This is a genomic window from Burkholderia sp. BCC0405 (assembly GCF_902833075.1).
Lineage (GTDB): Bacteria > Pseudomonadota > Gammaproteobacteria > Burkholderiales > Burkholderiaceae > Burkholderia.
In genome coordinates, this window is the sequence record NZ_CADFEO010000006.1 from 40,986 (window position 1) to 61,828 (window position 20,843).

Below are 20,843 nucleotides of genomic sequence, written 5' to 3' on the forward strand. Positions count from 1 at the left end.
AACTCACAGACTCAAGCCCCCAAACAATCAACACTTTGCTACTTGGCAGCACGAGGAACCGCTCCCGCATGAAAGGCGGCGAGCACTTCGACCACTTGCGAGAACACCTTCTCCGCATCGGGGTTGGCATCGTGATAACGATCCCAGAAATCTCCTGCAAATGCGCATGGCTCAAGGGCATAGGAGCCCCCACCAAAATCAGAGAAGCACCAGTCGGTCGGAATAGCTGAATCGACAACGTCGAAATTGCGAAGCTCCACCATGACCGGAGTTCCATCCGAGTCACGCTGGACAATAATCATCGCTGGCCGTGCTTCCGGCTGAAAGCGGACACCGAGAACCAAATACGTATTTCCCAATGTAAAACTCGGGTCAGGTTCTCGCCCGTCATGCGCCTGCGCCTTGCAATATCTAACCTTCATGGTTTGACAATACCCTTAACTTTGAAATCAGAGGTGACGTAATCAACCTTACCCGTCACCGCGTTCATGTAGTAGTGAATTTGCATTGACTGCCCGTTAGGCATTTTCGCAGATTGCGTCGTGTACTTCCCCCAGTCGGTGATGGCCGAGCCGTCGCGCGTAAGTTCCTGCACGACAACCGGGTTCTTGATTTTCCCTTCCGCGAGCGCAATCGGATCCGAATTTCGAATCGCCGATTGCGTCAGCAAACCATTCGCGTCAAGAATACCTGCCTCCTGAAACGCCAACTGCGTGCGAAGCTGCACAGAAGTTGTCATGTTCGCCGCGCTTCCAGCAGTAGCCGCGTTGCTTGTGGTACCGGCAACATTGGAAGCAACCGGATGCGACATTCCTCCATCCCAAGTCTTACCCGGACCCGCGTAAGGTTCGTCGCCCACCGTGAGCGGCTCCGAAGCTTTGCCAACGGTAACCGACGACGATGCTCCAAAGCCGCGCACTGCTCCAATAATCCTGCCGAGAATACTGCCTGCAAGCAGCCCAACACCGGCGGACACAACGTTGTGAATCGCGTTGGACACGATCGTGTTGTTGTCCGTCATCGTCGCGACGGACTGCGCGAGCGCCTTCTGATTGACGTACAACTGCGCCATGTCAGCCTGTGCCGTCTTGCACGACGCGCTGCTGCCACCAGCACCGCATGATGCCTCCACGTCCTTCTTGGATTGTTCGTAGGCGTCCTGCGTCGATTTCAGCGCCTCGACGTAGCATGATTTCGGTTGTCCGCCGCAGGCATCCAATTGAGCCTTGACCGGCGCATACTTCCGACTCAGTGCATTGTTCAGCACCTCGTTCTCAGCTGCAAAGGTTGCACCCGAAGTGTTCTGCCCCGCTGCGCTGGCCAGCACGCCTCCAGCCATCGTCGAGATCCCCGCGGTCAGCGCATTGAGCCCCGGATCGTCAAAACCCGTTACTTTCTCAACGGTACCGTCCGCACGCTCCACATAGTTGGAGTCCTCCTTGCCGTTGTACAACGCATCGCGCACAACCGGAGCAACCAACGCACTGGCCGCTCCACCAATCGCCCCGCTTGCACACCCCGTTCCTTTCGCCGCCGACAATGCACATCCCAATCCGGCATGGGCCAATACGTATCCAGGGCTCCCCTCTACCAGCATTGAGCTGCTGTCCGTCGAAGCAACTCCGATCGCACCTGCACCGACCATACCGAGATCGCTAATCATGCTGCTCGTAAGCGCACTGCCGAAGCTACCGCCGGATACGACCGTGTTGATCGCCGCCGACACGACGCCGCGCTCAACAATCTTCTCCAACACCTGGCCGAGTTGCCCCATCGAGACCGCTCCACCGGTTCCGATTGTTCGACCGAGATCCTGCAAACCCTGAAGATTCGCAAGACCCGTCCCAGCCATGACACCGGCAGTCAATGCGCCAAGTGCGCCCGCCTGCAGGATCTGTCCGAAATTCAGCCCGTTCCCTGAGAATGCTTGGCTGGTGATGCTTCCAACCATGCCACCAAGAGCACCGATCATGACCGAACCAACCGACAACTGCGTCATCACAACGCCAGCTGCCGCGGCAGCCGAACCAGCCGTCACGATCGACGCCGCAATCGCGATGGCCGCGATGGCAAACGTCGGCAGCCCACCGCCTTCCTTCACAAAGTCCGAATGCAGGTGATCACTGACCGACGTCTGCGTAAAATTCACGCCAAGTTGCTGCTGCAGGTTTGCGAGCACCTGCTGCGTACCTGCCTGATCGACCGTGCCGTCTGCATTCAACTTCTGCAGCGCCCCACCGATCTGGTTGAGCGCCTGCACGTTCAGGTCCATGTTCGCCGCGCTCATGAACCCGCCGGGCTGCACCACCGTCCCGGTCGTCTTCAGATAGCCGCCATCGACCTTCTGCCAGATCTCCCCGACATTGACCTGGTTCGCCTGGTTCGTCAGCGTGTGCGTATCGACGCTCAGCGTCCCTGACGCCGTGATGCTCCCCGTGTTGAGGATGCTGCCGTTGCCGTCCTGGTTGAATTTCAGCGTGACATCGCGGCCGGAGATGTTGCCGCCGGCCGACATCGCCGTTGTGTCCTGCGGCAGATACACCTGCGGCATCAGCGCGGTTATCGTCGGGCACGTCGCGGCTCCCGTCGCATGACACGTCGGGTCCGGCACCGTCTGCTCGACGTACCACAGCATCGGCCTGTCGAGCGTATTGATCTGCTCCTGCGTCAACGCCGCGCCGAGCTGCAAGCCGCGCGATTTCGAATACTCGACGGCGTTCTGGTACAGGTACTCCTTCTGCTGCTCCGACACCGACACGTTGTTCTTGCTGTCGTACGTCAGCCCGTCGACGAAGCTCGCCTTGCCGGTCTGCTTCAGCGCCGCCTGCTGCAACAGCAGGTCTTCTTCCTGCGGATTGAAATAGAACAGCGTCGACGACGGCTGCAAGTTCTTCGGCAGGTTGTTCAGCAGATCCTGCGGCCCGATCGAGCCAAGCGCGGATCCGCCCAGCGACTCGTTGACATACGACGCCTTGCCGGCGACCGGCGTCGGCAGCGCGCCCATCCCTACCGCACGCGGGATCGACAGGTTCAGCCCCGGCAGCGTCACCGGACTGAGCGTGATCACACGCTGCGGCGCGGCGACCTGCGGCGTGTACGTATTCGGCGTCGTGATGCCGTTGATCAGCTTCTGCCCGCTCAACGACACCGACGTGCCGAGCACGTTGCCGACGTTCTGGATCTGCCCGCCCGACGAGATCGACAGGTTCGGCGCCTGGATCGTCGCCGCGATGTTGCCGACCGGCGTCGGCGGATCGATCGTGCCGCCGGTGCCCGTATAGGCGCTCCCGTACAGCGCCTTGCACTGCTCAGGCGTGCCGCATGCCCAGATGTCGTGACGCTTGTCGCTGCTGAACATCCCGGTTTCCTGCACCCAGTGCGAGTGCCAGTACGCGTTCAGCACCTGCGCCTCGTTGACGACCGGCCCCGCGACGGAAATCGTCGCGTTGTTGCCGGCCGCGATCAGGCTGCCGATGTTCGTCAGGCTGCCCGCGCTGACCTGCAGGTTGTTGCCCGCGCTGATCGCCGACGAACTGCCCGACTGCTGGTCGACGTAACCTTCGCAGTAGCTCTCCTTGTAACCACCGGCGGTCATGCAGCCGGAATACTTTTCCTGTTTGCCGTAGTTCTCGTGGACCGGGACGGGCGGCGGCAGGTTGTTGGTGATCGCGCCCGAGACGTTCAGCTTGATGTCGTTGCCCGCGACGATATTGCCCGACGTGTTGTTCAGGCTCTGCGCCGGCGTGGTCGAGCCCGCGGTCGAGCCAACGCCGCCGATGACGATGTCGTGGCCCGCCAGCAGGTTGCCGTACGTGTTGTTGATCTGGCCGGCCGCGATGACGAGGTCATGACCGGCGTAGATCGTCGCGTCGCTCTGCTGGTAGCCGAACGTCGTGGTGGTCGGGTTGTTGCCGCGCGGATGTCCCGCATTGCCGCAGGCGGAATTCGGCACGCCGGATGCGCAACCGACCTGGCTCGCGTAGTTCTGCTGGTTGCCGCCCTGGTTGGACAGGTTCTGCGCATTGACGCGCACGTTCTGGCCGGCATAGAGCAGGCCACTATTGACGAGATTCCCGCCCGCGACCACGAGATCGCGCCCGGCGGCAATCATGCCGGTCGGAGTCGAGGTGCTCAGCGTTCCGGTCGATGACGGTGCGGTGCTGTTCACGTTGATCGTGAACGTCGTTGGCGACAGGTCGTCTCTATAGCTGCCAGATCCCTTTACGAAAACGGGACCCAGTCTGTTGAACATTCCGACCCACGGGGCCGCCGAACCCGAGCCATTTCCAAGCGCGTTGATCTGCGTGAGGAAAGCCGTGTACTGCGCCTGGTCGACCTGATGCATGGTCTGGTTGACCATCGTCGGCGCGACGGCGCCGTTGCTCAAAGACTGTACGTTGAGCGTGACGTCTCCCTGGGCGGCGATCTGGCCACCGCGGTTCGACAGCGTCGACGCCGCAAGCGAAATCGAATTGCCTGCCGAAATGACACCTGAGGTTCCGGCCTGCTGGGTAGTCGTCGTTTCCCAGACGGTAGGCAGCGTGAAGGTCTGCTTCTGTATCGCGCCGCCGGCACCGGTATCGACTGCCCATTTCGGCTGCATCGAAGCGTTTCCGTTGCTCGTCTCGACATACGTCGTGTACTGAGCAAACGTGACCGAACCCGACCCGGCAACGGGTTGCGACGCGCGAATCTGGCAAGTCGCTTCGGTACACCCGTATGCGTACAGTGTTCTTCCGTTGCGTGAACCTGTCGGTGAAAGTAGATCGCCAAGCGTGGCATCGAACTTGCGCTGAGCCGGAAGCGTATATCCGTGGTCGCCCCCCAATGTTCTATCGGTTACCCAGAACGTAACGCTTCCGACCACACCAGACCACAGCAGATTGGGATCGTCGACGGCCCGCGTCGTCGTCACCGCCGCGCCCGGCGCGGTCTGATCGTTGACCACCGCCCCCGCCGAAATATCGACGTTCCGCCCGGCGAAGATCGACCCGCCCGTGTTCTGCAGCGTTCCGCCGAGGCGGAACACCACATCCCCCTTCGACTGCGTCGTCGCCCCCTGGTTGTCGTAGTTCCAGCCGGATACGGTCAGCACGCTCCCGGCCTCGACCGTCCCGCGGTTCGTCGTATCGCCGTTCAGCGTCAACGCGTTGTCCGCATGCATCACCGCACCGCCCGCATTGTTCAGCGTGCCGTTGAACGTCACGTCGCGGCCGGTGACCTGCCCGTGGTTCTCGAACGTCCCGCCGCCGGACGACAGCGTCAGCGCGGCGGTGCCGGTCATCGTGCCGGTGTTCGTGATGCCGTTCAGGCCGGTCAGCGACACGCTCTGCCCGCCGTAATTCCACGTGCTTCCGACGTTCACGTAGCCGGCCGTGATCGACAGGTTGCCGCCCTGGCTAATCGTCCCCTGCGTGGGATCGAACGTCATGTTGGCGACGCGGATGCCCATGTCGCGCTGCGCGAGCAACTGGCCGCCCGCGTTGTAGAGCGCGCCGTTGCCGCCGTTGACCGTCAGCGACACGTCGCCGATCGCGCCGGTTGCCGCGCCCGGATTGCCGGCAAAGATGATCCCGTTCTGGTTGTTCAGCGTGCCGGTGTTGATGCCGAGCGAATTGACACCCATCAGCGACCCGCCGACGTTGGTCAGCGCGCCGCCGACGCCTACGTTGGTCGTCGTGCCGTTCACCAGCCCCGCGTTCGTGAAATTCGACGCATTGATCGTCGTCGCGCCGATCGACGCGAGCGACGCGCCGCGCGCGTTCGTCAGGTTCGGCGCGTTGACGTCGAGCGAACCGGCCAGCACGCTGGCCGCGTTATGCAACGCGTTCTGCGATGCGAGCGTCGCCTTGCCCACGACGTTCACCGCATGCCCGCCCGCCAGCGTGAGCTGGTTCGACGCCTGCGCGTTCAGCCCGCCGCCGACGGTCACGTTGCCGAGCGTCACGTTCGCGCCGCTCGCCTGCAGGTCATGCGACGCGACGATCGTCGCGTTGCCGGCATCCACCGTCCCTTGCGCGGAGACGGTCACGTTCTTCGAACCGGTCACCGTCCCGTCGAGCGCCACGTTGCCGCCCGACACGCCCAGCTGACCGGCCACGATGCTCGAGCCGCCGAGCGTGAGGTTCTGCCCGGCATGCAGCGTCGTGTCGCCGTTCGACGACACGCCCGCGAGCGTCACGTTGCCGCTGACGCCGTTGACGTTCACCGTACCCATCGACGACACCGCGCCCGTCACCTGCGCGTTGTTCGCGGCCTGGATCTGCACGTTCCCGCCGGACTGCAGCGCGCCGTTGACGGCGACGCTGCCCGCCTGCGACGTCGCGGACACACCGCCGACCGCGGTCGTCGCGCCGAGCGACAGGTCGCCGGTCGACGTCGCCGTGAACTTCCCTGCGCCCTGGATCGCGCCCAGCGTGACACCCGCGCCGGACGTGACGCCGATATCCTTGCCGAACGTCAGCGCGCTGCCGCCCGTGATCGCGCCGCCCGCGTCGAGATTCGCTCCGCCGAGGCCGAACAGTGCGCCGCCGAGCGTCATCGCGCCGCCGGACGTCAACGTGGTGTCGCCGTTGGCGAGCCCGCCCGTCAGCAGCGTCAGCGTGCCGCCGGCACGCGCACCGAAATTGCCGACGGACACGAAGTCGCCGCCCACGACGAGATTGCCGTTCGTCGCGCTCAGCGACGTATCGGCGTTCGAACGAATTGCGCCGGCGATGCCGAGGCTCCGGCCCGCGCCGGCCGTCAGGCTTGCGCCGCTGCCGACGCTTCCGGCGATCACCCCGTCGCGCGCGGCGGCGAGCGTCGTCGCCTTGCCGGACGTCAGGCTGCCGTTCACGACCACGTCGCCGGCGCCGTTGTGCCCCTGTGCGCGCAAGTCGATCGCACCGCCCGTCTGCGCGCTGCCGATCGCGAGGTCGTTGCCGGCCGTCATCGCCAGGTCGCCGTCGGTCGAGACGCCGCCCTTCACGGCGATGCTGCTCGCCGCGCTGACCGTGGCCTGCTTGCCGAACGCGATCGACGCCGCGTCGATCGAGCCGCCCGCCGTCAGCTTGCCGGCCTGCTGCGCGGCGATGCTGCCGACCAGCGTCATGTCGCCGCCGGACGCCAGCGTCGCATTGCCGCCCGACACGGTTTGCCCCGACAGCGCGATCGCCTGCCCTGCCGTCACGTTCAGGTTGCCGCGCGCGGTCACGTTCGCTGCTGCGGCGCTGCCGTTCGACGCGGCGATGCTCAGGTCGCCGGCCGTGTTCACGTCGGCGAGCGCGACGTTGCGCGTGGCCTTGATGTCCGTCGCCGCGCCCGCATTGATCGCGTGATTCACGTTGATGTCACGCGCCGCCTGCAGCGAGAACGCGCCCAGCGCGGTGGCCGCGCCGCCGAGCGTCACGTCGCCGCCGCCCGCAAGACCGTTCGCGACGACCGACAGGTCGCCCGACACTGCCTGCACGCTGGCGAGGCCGACATTGTTGCCGCCCGTCACCGACACGCTCGCGCCCTGCAGCGCCCCCGACAACGCGACGTCGTGCGTCGCGGCAAGCGCAGCGGCCTGCCCGAACGCCACCGACCCCACGCCGGCGATATCCCGCGCGGCCGTCAGCGTGCCGCCCGCCTGACCGGCCAGACTGCCGCCGATGCCGATATCGCGGCCGGCCTGGACCGTCGTCATGCCCGCCGCGGCGATCGTCCCGTTCAATTGCGCATCGACGCCGGCGCGCACATCGAGCGCGCCGCCCGACGTCGTCGTGCCGTTCAATTGCACGTTGCCACCCGATGCGGCCACCTTCATGTCGCCGGCAGACTGCGACGTACCGCTCACGACGACATCGTTGCCCGCACTCAAGGTTTGCGCCGCACCGTTCGCCAGCGTGCCCGTCACCCGCGCGTCATGCGCGGCGGTCACGCTCGCGGCGCCGGCCGCCTGCGCGGCGCCGCGCACCACGGCATCGCCGCCGCCGGCATTGCCGAGCGCCTTCAGGTCGAGGGTGGTGGCCGAGACGACATCGTTGACGGACGCATCGTTGCCGCCTTTCAACTGCACGCCCTTCGCCTGGACGAGACCGTCCGCTGTCGCATTGCGCTGCGCGGCGGCATCGAACGTCCCGTTGACGAACGACTGCGTCCCGGCGCCGATCAGGTCGCGCCCCGCGCGCAGCGTGCCGTTCGCGTCGCCGATCAGCAGCCCGCTGCCGGTGTTGAGATCGCGCCCGGCGGTGAGCGCCATGTCGCCAACCGCGCTCGTCGTCGCGCCGAGCAACAGATCGCGTCCGGTCGTCACGTCGAGCGTCGCGCCGCTGTTGATCCCCCCGGTTGCGGCCAGATCGCCGGCATGCGCGGCAATCGTCATCGCGCCGCCCGACTGGGCCGCGCCCCCGATCACGGCGTTGCGCCCCGCGTCGATGCCGACCGAGGTTGCCCCTTGCAGCTTGCCGGGCACCGATACATCCTGCGCCGCGACCGCATCGATGCGCCCGCCGGCGGCGGCCGTGCCGTTGATCGTCAGGTTGCCGGGCCCGGTGTCCGTGCGCGAGCCGTTCGCGCGCAGCGACAACGACTCGTCCGCCTGCACGTTCGTCACGCTTGCATTGCCTGCCGCCGTGACCGCAACCGTGTGCCCCTGCACCAGCCCGCCCTGCACGACATCGCGGCCCGCATCGAGCGTCGCGGCCTGCGCGAACGCAATCGTGCCCGCGCCGGTCAGATCCCGGCCGGCGCCGAGCGCACCGGCCCCGTGGCCCTCGAGCTTGCCGGTCACGTCGATATCGTTGGCCACGCCGAGCTGCGTGTCGCCGATCGCCAGCACCGTGCCGGCGATGCCGGCATTCCCGCCGGCCGTCGCATCGAACGCGCCACCGCTCGCCAGCGAGCCGCCGATCGCGAGGTCGCGGCCGGCGGTCAGGGCGGTGTTCAGCGCCGAGGCCGTCTTGCCGCCGAGCGCGATATCCGTGCCCGCCTTCACCGCGAGCGCGCCGTTCGTCGCGATCGAGCCCGTCGACGCGACATGCCCGCCGCGCGCGTCGACCGTCGCATGGCCGATGGCCTGCAACGCCCCGCTGTGATCGATGTCGCCGCCCGCGCGCAGCAGCACGTCCGCGTTGCCGGTCACCGCGCCGGTCGTGCGCAGGTTGCCGGCCGATGCGAGCGTCATCGATGCGCCCGCCATCACGTCGTGCAGCGTCGCGTGACCGCCCGCGTTCACGTCGACCTTGTCGCCGCGCAGCGAGCCGGTGAGCCGCGTGTCGCCGCCCGACTGCAGCGTCGCCGCGCCGCCGATCGCCAGCGCCCCCGCCCCGCCGATCGCGCCGCCGGCCGTCAGCGTGCCGCGCCCCTGCGCGATCACCGTGCCGTCCGTGCGCAGATCCCGGCCGGCGTTGACCGCGAGATCGCCAAGCGCCGTCGTGCGCCCCTGGCCGAGATCGATCGTGCCGGCCGCGTCGGCCGACAGGTTGCCGCCCGACTGCAGGGTGCCGGTGCTCGTCAGCGCGCCCGCGGCATTGCGCAGCGTCATGTCGCCCGATGACACCAGCGCGCCGCCGACCGTCGTGTTGCCGCCGCCGATCACGTCGAGCGGCCCCGCCGCCTGCAGCGTGCCGTTGACCGTGATGTCGCCGTCCGAGCGCAGCACGCCCGCCGCTGCCGCGTTGACCACACCGCGCAGCGTCGTCGGGCCGCCGCTCGTCATGTCGAGCTTGCGGCCGGCGTTGAAGGTGCCGTCGACCACGAGGCCGCCCGCCGCGCTCAAGGCCGCATCGGCGGCCGCGTCGAGCTTGCCGCCGACCGACAGCACGCCATTGCTCGATGCCGCCAGCGGGCCGCCCGCGTGGAGCGTGCCGTTCACGTTCAGGTCCGCGGCCGAATGCAAGGTTGCATCGGCGAGCGCATTGACGGCCCCGTTGACCGCGAGGGTGCCGCCGCTCGCCGCATTGAGCGATCCGGCCGTCTGCAATGCGCCGTTGACCGCCAGGTCGCCGGCGGCGTTCAACGTGCCGCCTGCAAGCGAGTTGACGGTACCGTCGATCGTCAGTGCGCCGCCCTTCGCGTTGACGGTCAGCGCCGCATTCGATTGCACGTCCTTCAGCGCGACCGAGCGCGCGGCGCTCAGCGACACCGCCTGCCCCTGCAGCGCGCCGACGACCGCGAGGTCATTGCCGGCCCTGGCCGCGACGTCGTTCGCGAAGACGGTGCTGCCGCCGATCGCCACATCGCGGCCCGCGTTCAGCACCGCGCCGCCCTTGCCTACCACCGAGCCGCCGAGCGTCAGGTCGTTCCCGGCCGTCAGCGCCGCATCGCCGCCGACGCTGGTCTTGCCGATCAGCGACACGTCCTTGGCCGCCGTCAGCGCGACATTGCGTTCGGCCGCGAGCGTGCCCTGCGACGTCACGCTGCCCGCGCCGGCGGCGAGCGTCATGTCGCCGGCCGCCTGGACCTGACCGGCGTTGCCGATCGTCACGTCCCGCGCGGCGTTGACGCCGAGCGTTGCGCCGCCCGCGAGCATGCCCGTGACCTGGACGTCGCGCCCGGCCTGCACGGACGTCGGCGCATGCGTCGCGCTCGTGCCGTCGCCGCCACCGGCGAGCGCGCCGCGCACGACCACGTCGCGCCCTGCGATCACGGTGGTTTCGCCGAGCGCCGCAGCCGTACCGTTGAACGCCGCGTCGCCGTTTCGGGCGGTGACGGACAACGCCCCGCCCGCCTGCACATCGGCCACGCCGGCGTTGTTGCCGGCCGTGATCCGCAGGTCGTTCGCCAGCACGTTCAGGGCCTGCGTCGTCGAAACGTCACGCGCCGCGTTCAGCGACATGCCGCGCGCCGCGCCGACCGTTCCGTTCAGCAGGATGTCGGTACCCGCCTGCATGTCGATCGCGCCGTTGCCGGCGATCGGTCCGCTGGTCGACACGCTTCCGTTCGTCGCGGTCAGCGCGATATCGCCGACCGCCTGCATCACGCCGCCGACGCCCAGGTTCCCGCCGGCCTGCAGCGTCGCCGTCGAGCCGGCCACCGCGGTACCCGTCGTCGCGAGATCCTGCGCGGCCGTGAGCGACATCGTCGCTGCGGCCGTCACGTCGTGCAGCGACGCCGCCCCGCCTGCCTGCATCTGCACCGTGTCGCCGCGCAGCGAGCCCGTCAGGCGCGTATCGCCGCCCGATCGAAGCGTCGCCGCCTGCCCGAATGCAATCGCCGCCGCGCCACCCATCGCGCCGCCGGCATTCAGCACCCCGTTGCGCTGGCCGATCACCGTGCCGTTCGCGATGAGGTCGCCGCCCGCGCGCACCGTCAGGTCGCGTTGCGCCGTGGTTTGCTGCGTGCCGAGATCGACCGCGTGCGCGGCGTCGATCAGCAGATCGCGGCCCGCCTGGATCGTGCCGGTGCTCGTCAGCGAGCCCGCCGCGTTCCTGAGGGTGACGTCCCCCGTCGACAGCACCGTGCCGCCGATCGACGTGTTCGCGCCGCTCGTCAGCGTCAACGGGCCCACGCTCTGCAACAGCCCGTTCACGCTCGCCGCGCCGCTCGACGTGACGGCCGCATCGGACAACGCGCTGACGGTGCCGCCGATCCCGAGATCGCCGCCGCTCGTCAGATCGAGACGGCCCGCGCTTTGCAGCGTGCCGGTCACGGACGTATCGCTGCCCGACTTGAGCTGCGCGCTCGACAACGACGTGACCGTGCCGTCGACGGTCAGCGTCCCGTTTTGTGCATTGGCCTGCAATGCACTCGACGACTGCACGTCATGCAGCGTCATCGACTGGCCGCTGCCCAGTGTCACGTTCGCGCCGGCGAGCGAACCCGTCATCGACAGGTTGCGTCCCGCCTGCGCCTGCACATCCTTCAGGAATCCTGTACTGCCACCCAGCGCGATGTCACGCCCCGCGTTGACGCGTGCGCCGCCACGGCCCGCCAGCGTTCCCCCGACCGTCACGTCACGGCCCGCCGTCACGGCGGTGTCGCCGGTGAACACGGTCGTACCGGTCAGCGCGACATCCTGTGCCGCATTCGCGGTCAGCGCGCCTGCGCCGCTCAATGCGCCGGCCGACGCGATGCTGCCGGTCGTCGCGGTGATTGCGAGATCGCCGATGGCGCGGACGGCGCCGCCGCCGTTGACGCCGACGTCGCGCTGCGCCGACAGCGCCACCTGCGTGGCGCCGGTGAGCGAACCGTTCACGACGACGTCGCGCGCCGCCTGCACGTTCGTCACGCCTGCGACGATCGCGTTGCCGTTGAGCGCCACGTCGCCACCGCCCGCCGTGCCTTGCGACTTCACGTCGAGCACGGTGCCGACCCGCATATCGCCGATCGCTGCGTCGTTGCCCGCACGAACGTGCAGATCCTGGTCGGTCCGCAGTGCGCCCGTGGTTGCGAGATCGCGACCGGCTGCCAGCGTCAGCGTCTGCGACGACTGAACCGCGCCGCTGACGCCGAGATCGCGCCCGGCCTGCAACGTCGTCGTTGCGTTGCCGATCAGGTTGCCCGTCGTCGCGAGATCCTGCGTCGCGGCCAGCGACATCGACGACACGGCCTGCACGTCGTGCAGCGACGCCGATCCACCCGCCTGCGTCTGCACCGTGTCGCCGCGCAACGAGCCCGTCAGGCGCGTATCGCCGCCCGATCGAAGCGTCGCCGCCTGCCCGAATGCGATCGCCGCCGCGCCGCCCAGCGCGCCACCGGCATTCAGCATGCCGTTGCGCTGGCCGATCACCGTGCCGTTCGCGACGAGGTCGCCGCCCGCGCGCACCGCCAGGTCGCGTTGCGCGATCGTCTGCTGCTTGCCGAGATCGACTGCGTGCGCGGCGTCGATCAGCAGATCGCGGCCCGCCTGGATCGTGCCGGTGCTCGTCAGCGAGCCCGCGGCGTTCTTGAGGGTGACGTCACCCGTCGACAGCACCGTGCCGCCGATCGACGTGTTCGCGCCGCTCGTCAGCGCCAACGGGCCCGCGCTCTGCAGCAGGCCGTTGACCGTCACGCCGCCGCTCGACGCGAGGATCGCATCCGACAGCGCGTTCACCGTGCCGCCGATCGAGGCGTCGGCGCCGCTGGCGATATCGAGCGTGCCGGTCGTCTGCAGCGTGCCGTCCACGCTGAACCGGTTTCCTGCGCGGAAGGTTCCGGTCGACAACGTATTGACCTGCCCCGCGATCGCGACGGCGCCGCCGCTCGTGACATCGAGGCGGCCCGTGCTTTGCAGCCTGCCGGTCACCGCCGTGTCGCCGCCCGATTCGAGCTGGGTGGTCGACAACGACGTCACGTTGCCGTCGATCGTGAGCGCGCCGTTTTGCGCGTTCGCCTGCAACGCCGCGGACGACTGCACGTCGTGCAGCGTCATCGATTGACCGCTGCCCAGCGTCACGTTCGTCGCGGCAAGTGAACCCGTCGTCGTCAGGTTGCGGCCCGCCTGCGCCTGCACGTCCTTCACGAAACCCGTGCTGCCGCCGAGGACGATGTCGCGCCCTGCGTCGAGCCGCGCGCCACCGCGCCCGGACAGCGTGCCACCCACCGTCACGTCACGGCCCGCGTTCAGCGTCGTGTCCGCCATCGCGCCCGTCGCGCCGAGCAGCGTGACGTCCTGCGCGCCTTGCACCGACAGGTTCGATGCGCCCGTCAACGTGCCGTTCGACGTCACGCTGCCGGTGCGCGCCGTCAGCGCGAGGTCGCCCGCCGACTGCACGGTGCCGTGCGCGCCGATCGTCACGTCGCGCCGTGCGTCGAGCGCCAGCGTCGAACCGCCGGTCAGCGTGCCGTTCACGGCGATGTCGCGCGCCGACGCGATGCGCGTGGCGCCGGTCGCCTGCGTATTGCCGTTGAACGCCAGGTCGCCGCCGCCGGCCCCGCCCTGCGCGCTCACGTCGATGACGCCGCCCGCGTGGATATCGCCGACGCTCGCACTGTTTCCGGCCCGCACGCTCACGTCGCCATTCGCCAGCAGCGCGCCGCTCGCCGCGACATCGTGCCCCGCGCTGGCGGACAGGTTCCCGCCGCTGGCGACGCGCGCGGTCGTGGCGAGGTCGCCGTCACGCGCCGTGAGCGTCAGGTCGCCGGATGCGTTCACAGGGCCGGCCAATGCGATGCTGCGTTGCGCGCTTGCGTCGACCGTGCTGCTATCCAGCCGGCCGTTGACACGGACGTCGCGCGACGCACGCAGCGACGAGCCGGCCACGGCCAGCGCCGTCCCGTTCAGCGTCACGTCGCCGCCCGCTCCGCCCTGCGCCGCAACCGCCAACGCCCCCCCCGTCTGCACGTCGCCCAGCGTCACGTTCGCGCCGCCGGCAATCGCCACGTCGCCGCTGGCTTGCGCGTTCGCGACGTTCACGTTGCCGCCAGCGGATACCGCGAGCCTGCCGCCGGACTGGATCGCGCCCGTCGACGTCACGTCGCCGTTCGCGGTGATCGTGTAGCCGCCGACACCCAGGTGCGCGCCCGTCATCGATACGTTGCCCGCACTGTGCAGCGTCGCCTGCTGCTGCGCGGCGGACCCGGCGACCGACACGTCGCCGTTCGACGACATCAGCAGGTCGCCTGCGTTCGCGGCCAGTTGCGCGTCGGCCCGCACGCCCATGCCCGCCGCGGTGCTGATCACCTGGATCTGGCCGGCGGTCATCGCGCCGAACGCGGTTGCGTCGATCGCGAGCGAACGGTTCGCCCCGCCGTTGGCGGCATTGATTGCGGCGGCAGAATTCGCCGCGCCGTTCGACGCAGTGCCATACGTGGCGCCGTACGCATCCGCGGCCGTCGGCGTCACGAACTGCCGCCCGGCAATCGCGTTGATACGCGTGCCCGCATACAGCGGCGCGTTGATGCCGATCGTCTCGCCGATCAGGTCGATCGTGCCGACCGTCCCCTCGATCCCCGCGCCCGGCCCGTTGACGCCGGCATTGCCCTCGATCTGCAGATGGCCGCCGGTCACGTTGTAGCCGATCGCCTTCGCGTTCGCGAAGCCGGTCGCCGTGCCGCCCACGCTGCCCAGGAACTGCGGCGCGCCGGTCGACAGCGTGACGCCGATGGTATTGGTGAAGCCCGTGCCGCGCGTCGTGATGCCGTTCGGGTTCGCGATGACGACCGTCGCCGGCGCGCCGAACACTTCGAGCGGGCCGTTCAGCATGCTCGCGTAGGCATTGCCTGTCGACGTCACCTGGTTGACGATCACGCTCGCCGTGCGACCGTTCAGGTTCGCGTTCGCCTGCACGTTGCCGCCCGTCAACGAAGTCCCCGACATCAGGCTGTTGTTGAGGATCAGTCCGACCGGGTCGATATTGAACTGCTGATACTGGTTCAGCGAAATGCCGGCCGCGTTGGGCGCGGTGATATTGACGACCGGCACGCCGCCGCCGGCACCCGTCGATTGCGTGATCGCGGGCTGGAATGCGATGGGCGCAGTCGGGTCGACGATCGGCGCAGCAGCGGCAATCTGCATCGACAGCCGCACGCGCAGCGATGCCAGGTCGAGCACGCGCTGCCACGTTTCGTCATCCATACGGCGGTTTCCCGCGCCCAGCACGCCGGCCGCGTCGCGCCCCTGCTCGACCGTCACCGTGATCGGTCCGATGAACATCGTCAGCGCGACGATCGCGCAGGTCGCCCGCTGCCACCAGCGATACGGGTGAACGACCGGCGCGACCGCCAGGAAACGCGGCCCACCTGCCGCGGACCGCGCGCGCGCGCCGATTCGCGCCGCACCGGCGGCGGCGAGCTGCTGCAGGACCTTACGCTTGGACGTGTTCATCTGTTTTTCTGCTTCGTTCTTTTGGGCTTGCGCCGTGCGTCTCGCGCCATCGGCCGGCCGACCGTGGCGTCGCGCGATGCCGGGATTTCCCCGCCCGGTATCGCGTGGGTGATCGCCGGGCATCGGCCCGGCACAACTGCTTGCCGTCTACTGCTGAATGCGCGCGTTCCGGATCAGGTCCACCACGACCTGCGCCGTGGCCTTCTCCATCGCGACCTGCTCGAGCTGCTGCCGCAGCATGTCCTTCGCCTGGTCGAACGACGGCACCTGCGTCGCGCGCTTGTCGTCGACGCGCAGGATCCAGTACGCATCGCCGACCTGGACGGGCTCTCGCGTCAGGCCACCCTGCGGCAGCTTCACGAGCGCTTCGGCGAGCGGCTGCGGCCAGTTCTGCGTATTGCCCGCCTCGATCGGCGTCTTGAACGAGATCCAGTTCAGCGCACCGCCTTGCGCGGCACCCGGCCCCTTGCTGAATTGCTGCGCGAGCGTGCCGAAGTCCTCGCCCTTCCTGAGTCGCGCGATGATCTGCTTCGCGGTGTCCGCGTCGTTGACCGCAATCGCGCTCGGCTTGTATTCGTTCTCGCCGAGCCCCGCGACGATCGCGTCGTAGCGTGCCCGGATGTCCGTCTCCGGGACCGGTGCCGGCTTGACCTGGTCGTGCAGGTACGCCTGCGTCATCGCAAGCGTCTTCGCCTGCTCGACCGCGGCAACGACTTGCGGCCGGGTGTCGTAGTGCTGCTTCAGCGCCGCCTGCCGGAACAGTTCGCGTGCGATCAGCTGGTTCTTCATCGCCGCCCGCAGCGCCGGCGTATCGGCGGCCTTCGACGCGCGCACCGCTTCGTCGACTTGCGTTTGCGTGACGGGCACGCCGTTCACGCTCGCGACGGTATCGGCAGGCATCGCGGCGACCGTGTCCGCCGGCTTCTTCGCGGCCTTGTTCAGTGCCTGCGCTTGCGGCGCGACCGTGCCGCAAAGCATGGCGGCGACGAACGCAATGCCCGTCCGGCGCAGGCGCGCCCGCAGATTCCGTTGCATCGCGATCGCGCGACCGTTCGACAGACGATTCATGACGTTCTCCTTCATTCAGTCCGACCAGTTGAGTGTTGCCAGCAGCACGGTGGCTTTCCTGCCGAGCGCCGCCGGCTGCGCGAGCGCCTGCCCGACCAGCACTTCGGCCGAGACCGTTCCGCTCTTCAGGCGCCATTGCGCGCGCGTGCCCACGCCGGCGCCGACGAGCGTCGGCCAGCCGCCCTGCGCATTCAGGTGGGCCTTGCCGCCATCGAGAAACACGTACGGTTCGATTCGCGCGTCGCGCCAGGCGGGCACGTTCTGCCACGCGGCCTCGTTACGGACGAAGAGGCCGCTGTCGCCCGCGATCCCGCCTTCGGTGAACCCGCGGACCGACCCCATGCCGCCCAGGAAGATCTGCTCGTTGCCGAACAGCGCCACGCGGCTGTATTGCGCACGCAGCGTGCCGCGATAGGCCCATGCGCTCCCGGCGAGACTGCCGAGCGCAAACTGCAGCGTGCCGGTCGCATCGAGCTTCGTGAACTGGCTGTGCGCGTCGTCGATGCCGATGTCCGATGCGTCATGGTTGGCCGCGAGCCAGGGCAGCCCCCGCGATACGCCGACGTCCCAGGTCGCCGCGGCGCCCTGCCCACGCGCGGCGAACCGGGCCAGTCCATTGAGCGCGACGCGCAGCACCGTGAGGTTCTGGGGCGAGAGCGGCAGGCCGTTCACATCGCGCTCGGTGCGCAGCTTGTTGAGCGTCACGTCGACGCTCAGGCGCCCGCTCGACGAGCGCACGAGCACATCGTTCCAGCCGAGCATCTGGCTGAACGTGCGGCCTTCGAGCAGCGCGACGTCGCCGATCGCCTGCTGGTACTCGGACATCGACACCGTGTAGCTGAAGGTCTGATACCCGTACGGCACCGCCGCGGAAAACACGAGCGCGTTCGTTTCGGTCGTCCCCACGTAGTTGAACGACAGCGACTCCTGCAGCCCGATCACGTTGTCGGCCTCGACGCCCGCGCGATAGCGCGTCTTGCCGGTCTGCGAGCTGCCGTAGTTGTCGATGCCGAAGTCGTAGTGAAGACGGTCGCCATAGCGGTTCGAGATCGCGACGACCGAATCCCCCGGCGCTTCGCCCGGCAGGATGCGGATCTCGGCCTGGTTGCGCCGCAACCGGTTGATCTGGTCGACGCCCTGCTCGAGATCGGGCAGGCGCAGCAGGTCGCCCGGGGCGCTCGCGAACGCCCATGCGGTGCCGGCCTCGGTCAACAGCCCGCCGCCGCGCACCTCGTACCATTTCTCGTTCGGGTCGCGCGGACGCAGCGGCTTGCCGTTCAGCGTCAGCGCGGCCACGCGCCCCGGGACGAGATTGATCTTCAGCGTGCCGGACGCGAGGTTCTGCGGGCCCAGGTAGGCGCGCGTCGTGATGTAGCCGTGCGCGATGAAGGCTTCGGTCAGCCGGCGCAGCAACAGATTGATCCGGTTGCGCCCGAGCTGCTTGCCGAGAAACGGTGCCGCGATACGGTCGAGCGCGGGCTGCCCCAGAATCGTGTCGCCCGTGAATTCGACGCGCTCGATCAGGAACATCGGCGCCACATCCGGCAGCGTTTCGACATCGGTGCCCGGCGGCAGGTCGGGCATGGCCGGCTGCTCGGGCAACGCGATCTGCGCCGGCGGCTGCGCGATTTCCTCGCGGCGCTGCCGGTCACGCTGTTCCTGGAGCAGGCGCTGCGCGGGGTCCTGCTCGGCGCGCGGCACCGCGAGCCCCGGCGGTATCGCGCCGAATCCCGGCGGCGCGCCGGGCGGCAATCCGCCGGCGAGCTGCGCGCGCACGCACAACGGCATCGCGCCGATCGCCAGCGCGAGCACCCGCACCATTGCCGGCGACATGCCGCCCCTCACAGACCGAACCACGACACGAGGCCCAGATGATTGCGGTTGCCGATCGTCACGAGATCCCGGTGCGGCGGCCGAATCGTCACCACGCCGCCGGCCGCCAGCACGCCGTCGGGCGCAAGGTACGCGCCGCCCTCGATATCCGCCTCGCCCGTCAGGCGCACCTTGCCGGTTCCGCCGCTGAACAGGCCGCCGGTATCGCTCCGATAGATGGCTGCCCAGCGATTGCCGAACCATGCCTTCAAATCGTGATCGCGGTTGATCACGGTATAGCCCGGCACGCCCTGCGCGAGGGTCCTGGGCGCATCGAGCGTCAACCCGCCGAGCGCGCGCACGATACCGCCCGTATTGGTAATCTGCGCGCCGGCCTTCAACAGGATGTCGGTGTTGGCCTCGATGGCGCCGCCGAAAGCCTGCACGCTCGACGATGCGCTCGAGCGGCAGAAGACGAAACACGAACGCCGGAACGATGCCTGGCCCGTGAAGATCGCCTGTGTCAGCAGGCTGTCGCGCGCGGCGATGTCGATCGAGCCGCCGTTCGAAAGAATCGAGCCGCCGATGTTCCTGACGTTCGCGGCGCGCACGGACACATTTCCTGCGTCGGCGGTGATGTACGCAAGCTTGGAGGCGTCCGCGAGCGCGCCGTAATCGACCGTGAAGCCGTCGCTGCGATGCCGGAAGAACAGGAATCGGCCGCCTTGCTCGGCAAACCCGATCACCGCGCCGTCCTGCACGCCCGTACTGTGATCGACGACGTTCTCCAGGTCGCCGCCAGCCGCAATCGAGACGCTCCGGTTCGACAGGATCCGCGCATTCTGGTTGACGATGTCCGCCCCCGCGGTCAGCGATACGTCGCCCTGCACGCCGAACAGGATGCCGATCCGCGTCTGCGGCTGCGACTGGTTCAGGATGCGGCCGGCCGCGTTCAGCGTCACCGCGCCTGCCGAGTCGGCATCCGCGTCGATCGCGGCCTGCCCCTGCACGAGCGAACCGACGTTCACGATGTCTGCGCCGCTCTTCAGCACCACGCCGCTCTGCGACGACGCCACCGTCGAGCCGGCCATCGCTTCGTCGGGCTGCAGTGCGATACCTGCGCCATTCAGCTTGATGCCGCCCGATGCCAGCAGGCTGCTGCCGGTGAGCGTGATCGCGTCCGCAGCGGACAGGCCGGCGCGGCCGCCGTTGACCTTCACCTCCGTGTCCGTCAACGTCACGCTGCCCTGCGCCGTCACCGCGAAATCCCCGGCGACGCCGAGCTTCGTGTGCGAAAACGCGACGTTCCCGTTGGACGTCAGCGTGAAATCGCCCAGCGACGCATTCATCGGGCCGGCGCTGCGCACGCCGGGCCCGCGGTCGGTCACGATCAACTGCACGCGGCCGCTGGTCAGGCTGCCGGCAGCGGTGATATCGATCGCGTAGGACGACGCAGTATCGGGATTCGTCGTCGCGCCGCGCGCCAGCCAGTCGTTGGCGTTGTCGTTCGGCGACAGTCCCGTGTTCAGTTCCACCCGGCTGCGGCCGGCCAGCAGGCGCACGCCGGCGGTCGCCGACGAAAAGGTGTTGTCGATCGGTCCGTCTACGCGAATCGTCTTCGCGATCATGTCCAGGCCGATCAGTGCGCCGGCCAGACCGCCCGGGCCGACGACGATCGTGCCGGTCGACGTATCGAGCACGATGTTGCGCTGGATCACGCCCGGGGCGATCTGCAGGTCGTTGAAGCTCACATTGCCGGTGGCAAGCGCGACATGCCCCGTATTGACGAACGATCCGCCGTTGATCGTGATGCCGTTCGGGTTCGCCAGCACCACGTTCGCGCGCGGCCCGACCACGGCGATCTCGCCTTCGATCAGGCTGCGGTTCGTGCTCGTCACCTGGTTGACGATCGTGCGCGCGTTGATACCGACGTTGTTCAGCGTCGCGCCGGCTGTCGTCACGTTGAACGACGAGTAGGTGTTGCTGGAGACGCCGGCGACCGCCGGCGCGAGATTCACGAGTTGCCGGCCGTTCGGCCCCGCCGACACGCTCGTCGGCGTCCCGCCGTCCGGCACGATCCCCGCGGCGACCGCACAATGCGGCAGCCCCCCTGCCGCCGCCAGGCAAAGGAAGATGACGCGCAAGCCCCCGATGCCTGCGCGCCGAAATAAATCGATGCGTCCCATCTTCGAATCACACGCACGGCTTCGCCGGCCGTGCGCCCCTCGGTTGATCTGGTCGTGTGGTTGTA

General features: G+C 68.4%; 5 protein-coding genes. All 5 read right to left on the bottom strand.

Annotated elements, in window-relative coordinates; all coding sequences use genetic code 11:
* Positions 1-38: 38 nt before the first annotated feature.
* On the bottom strand, positions 39-422 hold the full coding sequence (locus HWX36_RS11485; protein WP_175952197.1) for a hypothetical protein: 384 nt from the start codon (positions 420-422) through the stop codon (positions 39-41).
* A complete protein-coding gene (locus HWX36_RS11490; protein ID WP_244136384.1) occupies positions 419-15,712 on the bottom strand; it encodes a filamentous hemagglutinin N-terminal domain-containing protein in 15,294 nt (5,097 codons plus the stop codon). The genes HWX36_RS11485 and HWX36_RS11490 overlap by 4 nt, the downstream gene beginning before the upstream one ends.
* A 147-nt stretch (positions 15,713-15,859) precedes the next feature.
* Positions 15,860-16,780, bottom strand: coding sequence for a peptidyl-prolyl cis-trans isomerase (locus HWX36_RS11495; protein ID WP_175952232.1), 921 nt, complete (start codon positions 16,778-16,780; stop codon positions 15,860-15,862).
* Positions 16,781-16,795: 15 nt separating this feature from the next.
* Complete coding sequence (locus tag HWX36_RS11500) at positions 16,796-18,613, bottom strand: ShlB/FhaC/HecB family hemolysin secretion/activation protein (protein ID WP_175952233.1); 1,818 nt, start codon at positions 18,611-18,613, stop codon at positions 16,796-16,798.
* Between the two features lie 8 nt (positions 18,614-18,621).
* A complete protein-coding gene (locus HWX36_RS11505) occupies positions 18,622-20,778 on the bottom strand; it encodes a filamentous hemagglutinin N-terminal domain-containing protein (protein ID WP_175952234.1) in 2,157 nt (718 codons plus the stop codon).
* Positions 20,779-20,843 lie beyond the last annotated feature (65 nt).

Bases quoted from the DNA above. Each gene is read 5' to 3' on its own strand.
- HWX36_RS11495 (WP_175952232.1), bottom strand. From the start codon at position 16,780: ATGAATCGTCTGTCGAACGGTCGCGCGATCGCGATGCAACGGAATCTG.
- HWX36_RS11485 (WP_175952197.1), bottom strand. From the start codon at position 422: ATGAAGGTTAGATATTGCAAGGCGCAGGCGCATGACGGGCGAGAACCT.
- HWX36_RS11500 (WP_175952233.1), bottom strand. From the start codon at position 18,613: ATGTCGCCGGCAATGGTGCGGGTGCTCGCGCTGGCGATCGGCGCGATG.
- HWX36_RS11505 (WP_175952234.1), bottom strand. From the start codon at position 20,778: ATGGGACGCATCGATTTATTTCGGCGCGCAGGCATCGGGGGCTTGCGC.
- HWX36_RS11490 (WP_244136384.1), bottom strand. From the start codon at position 15,712: ATGAACACGTCCAAGCGTAAGGTCCTGCAGCAGCTCGCCGCCGCCGGT.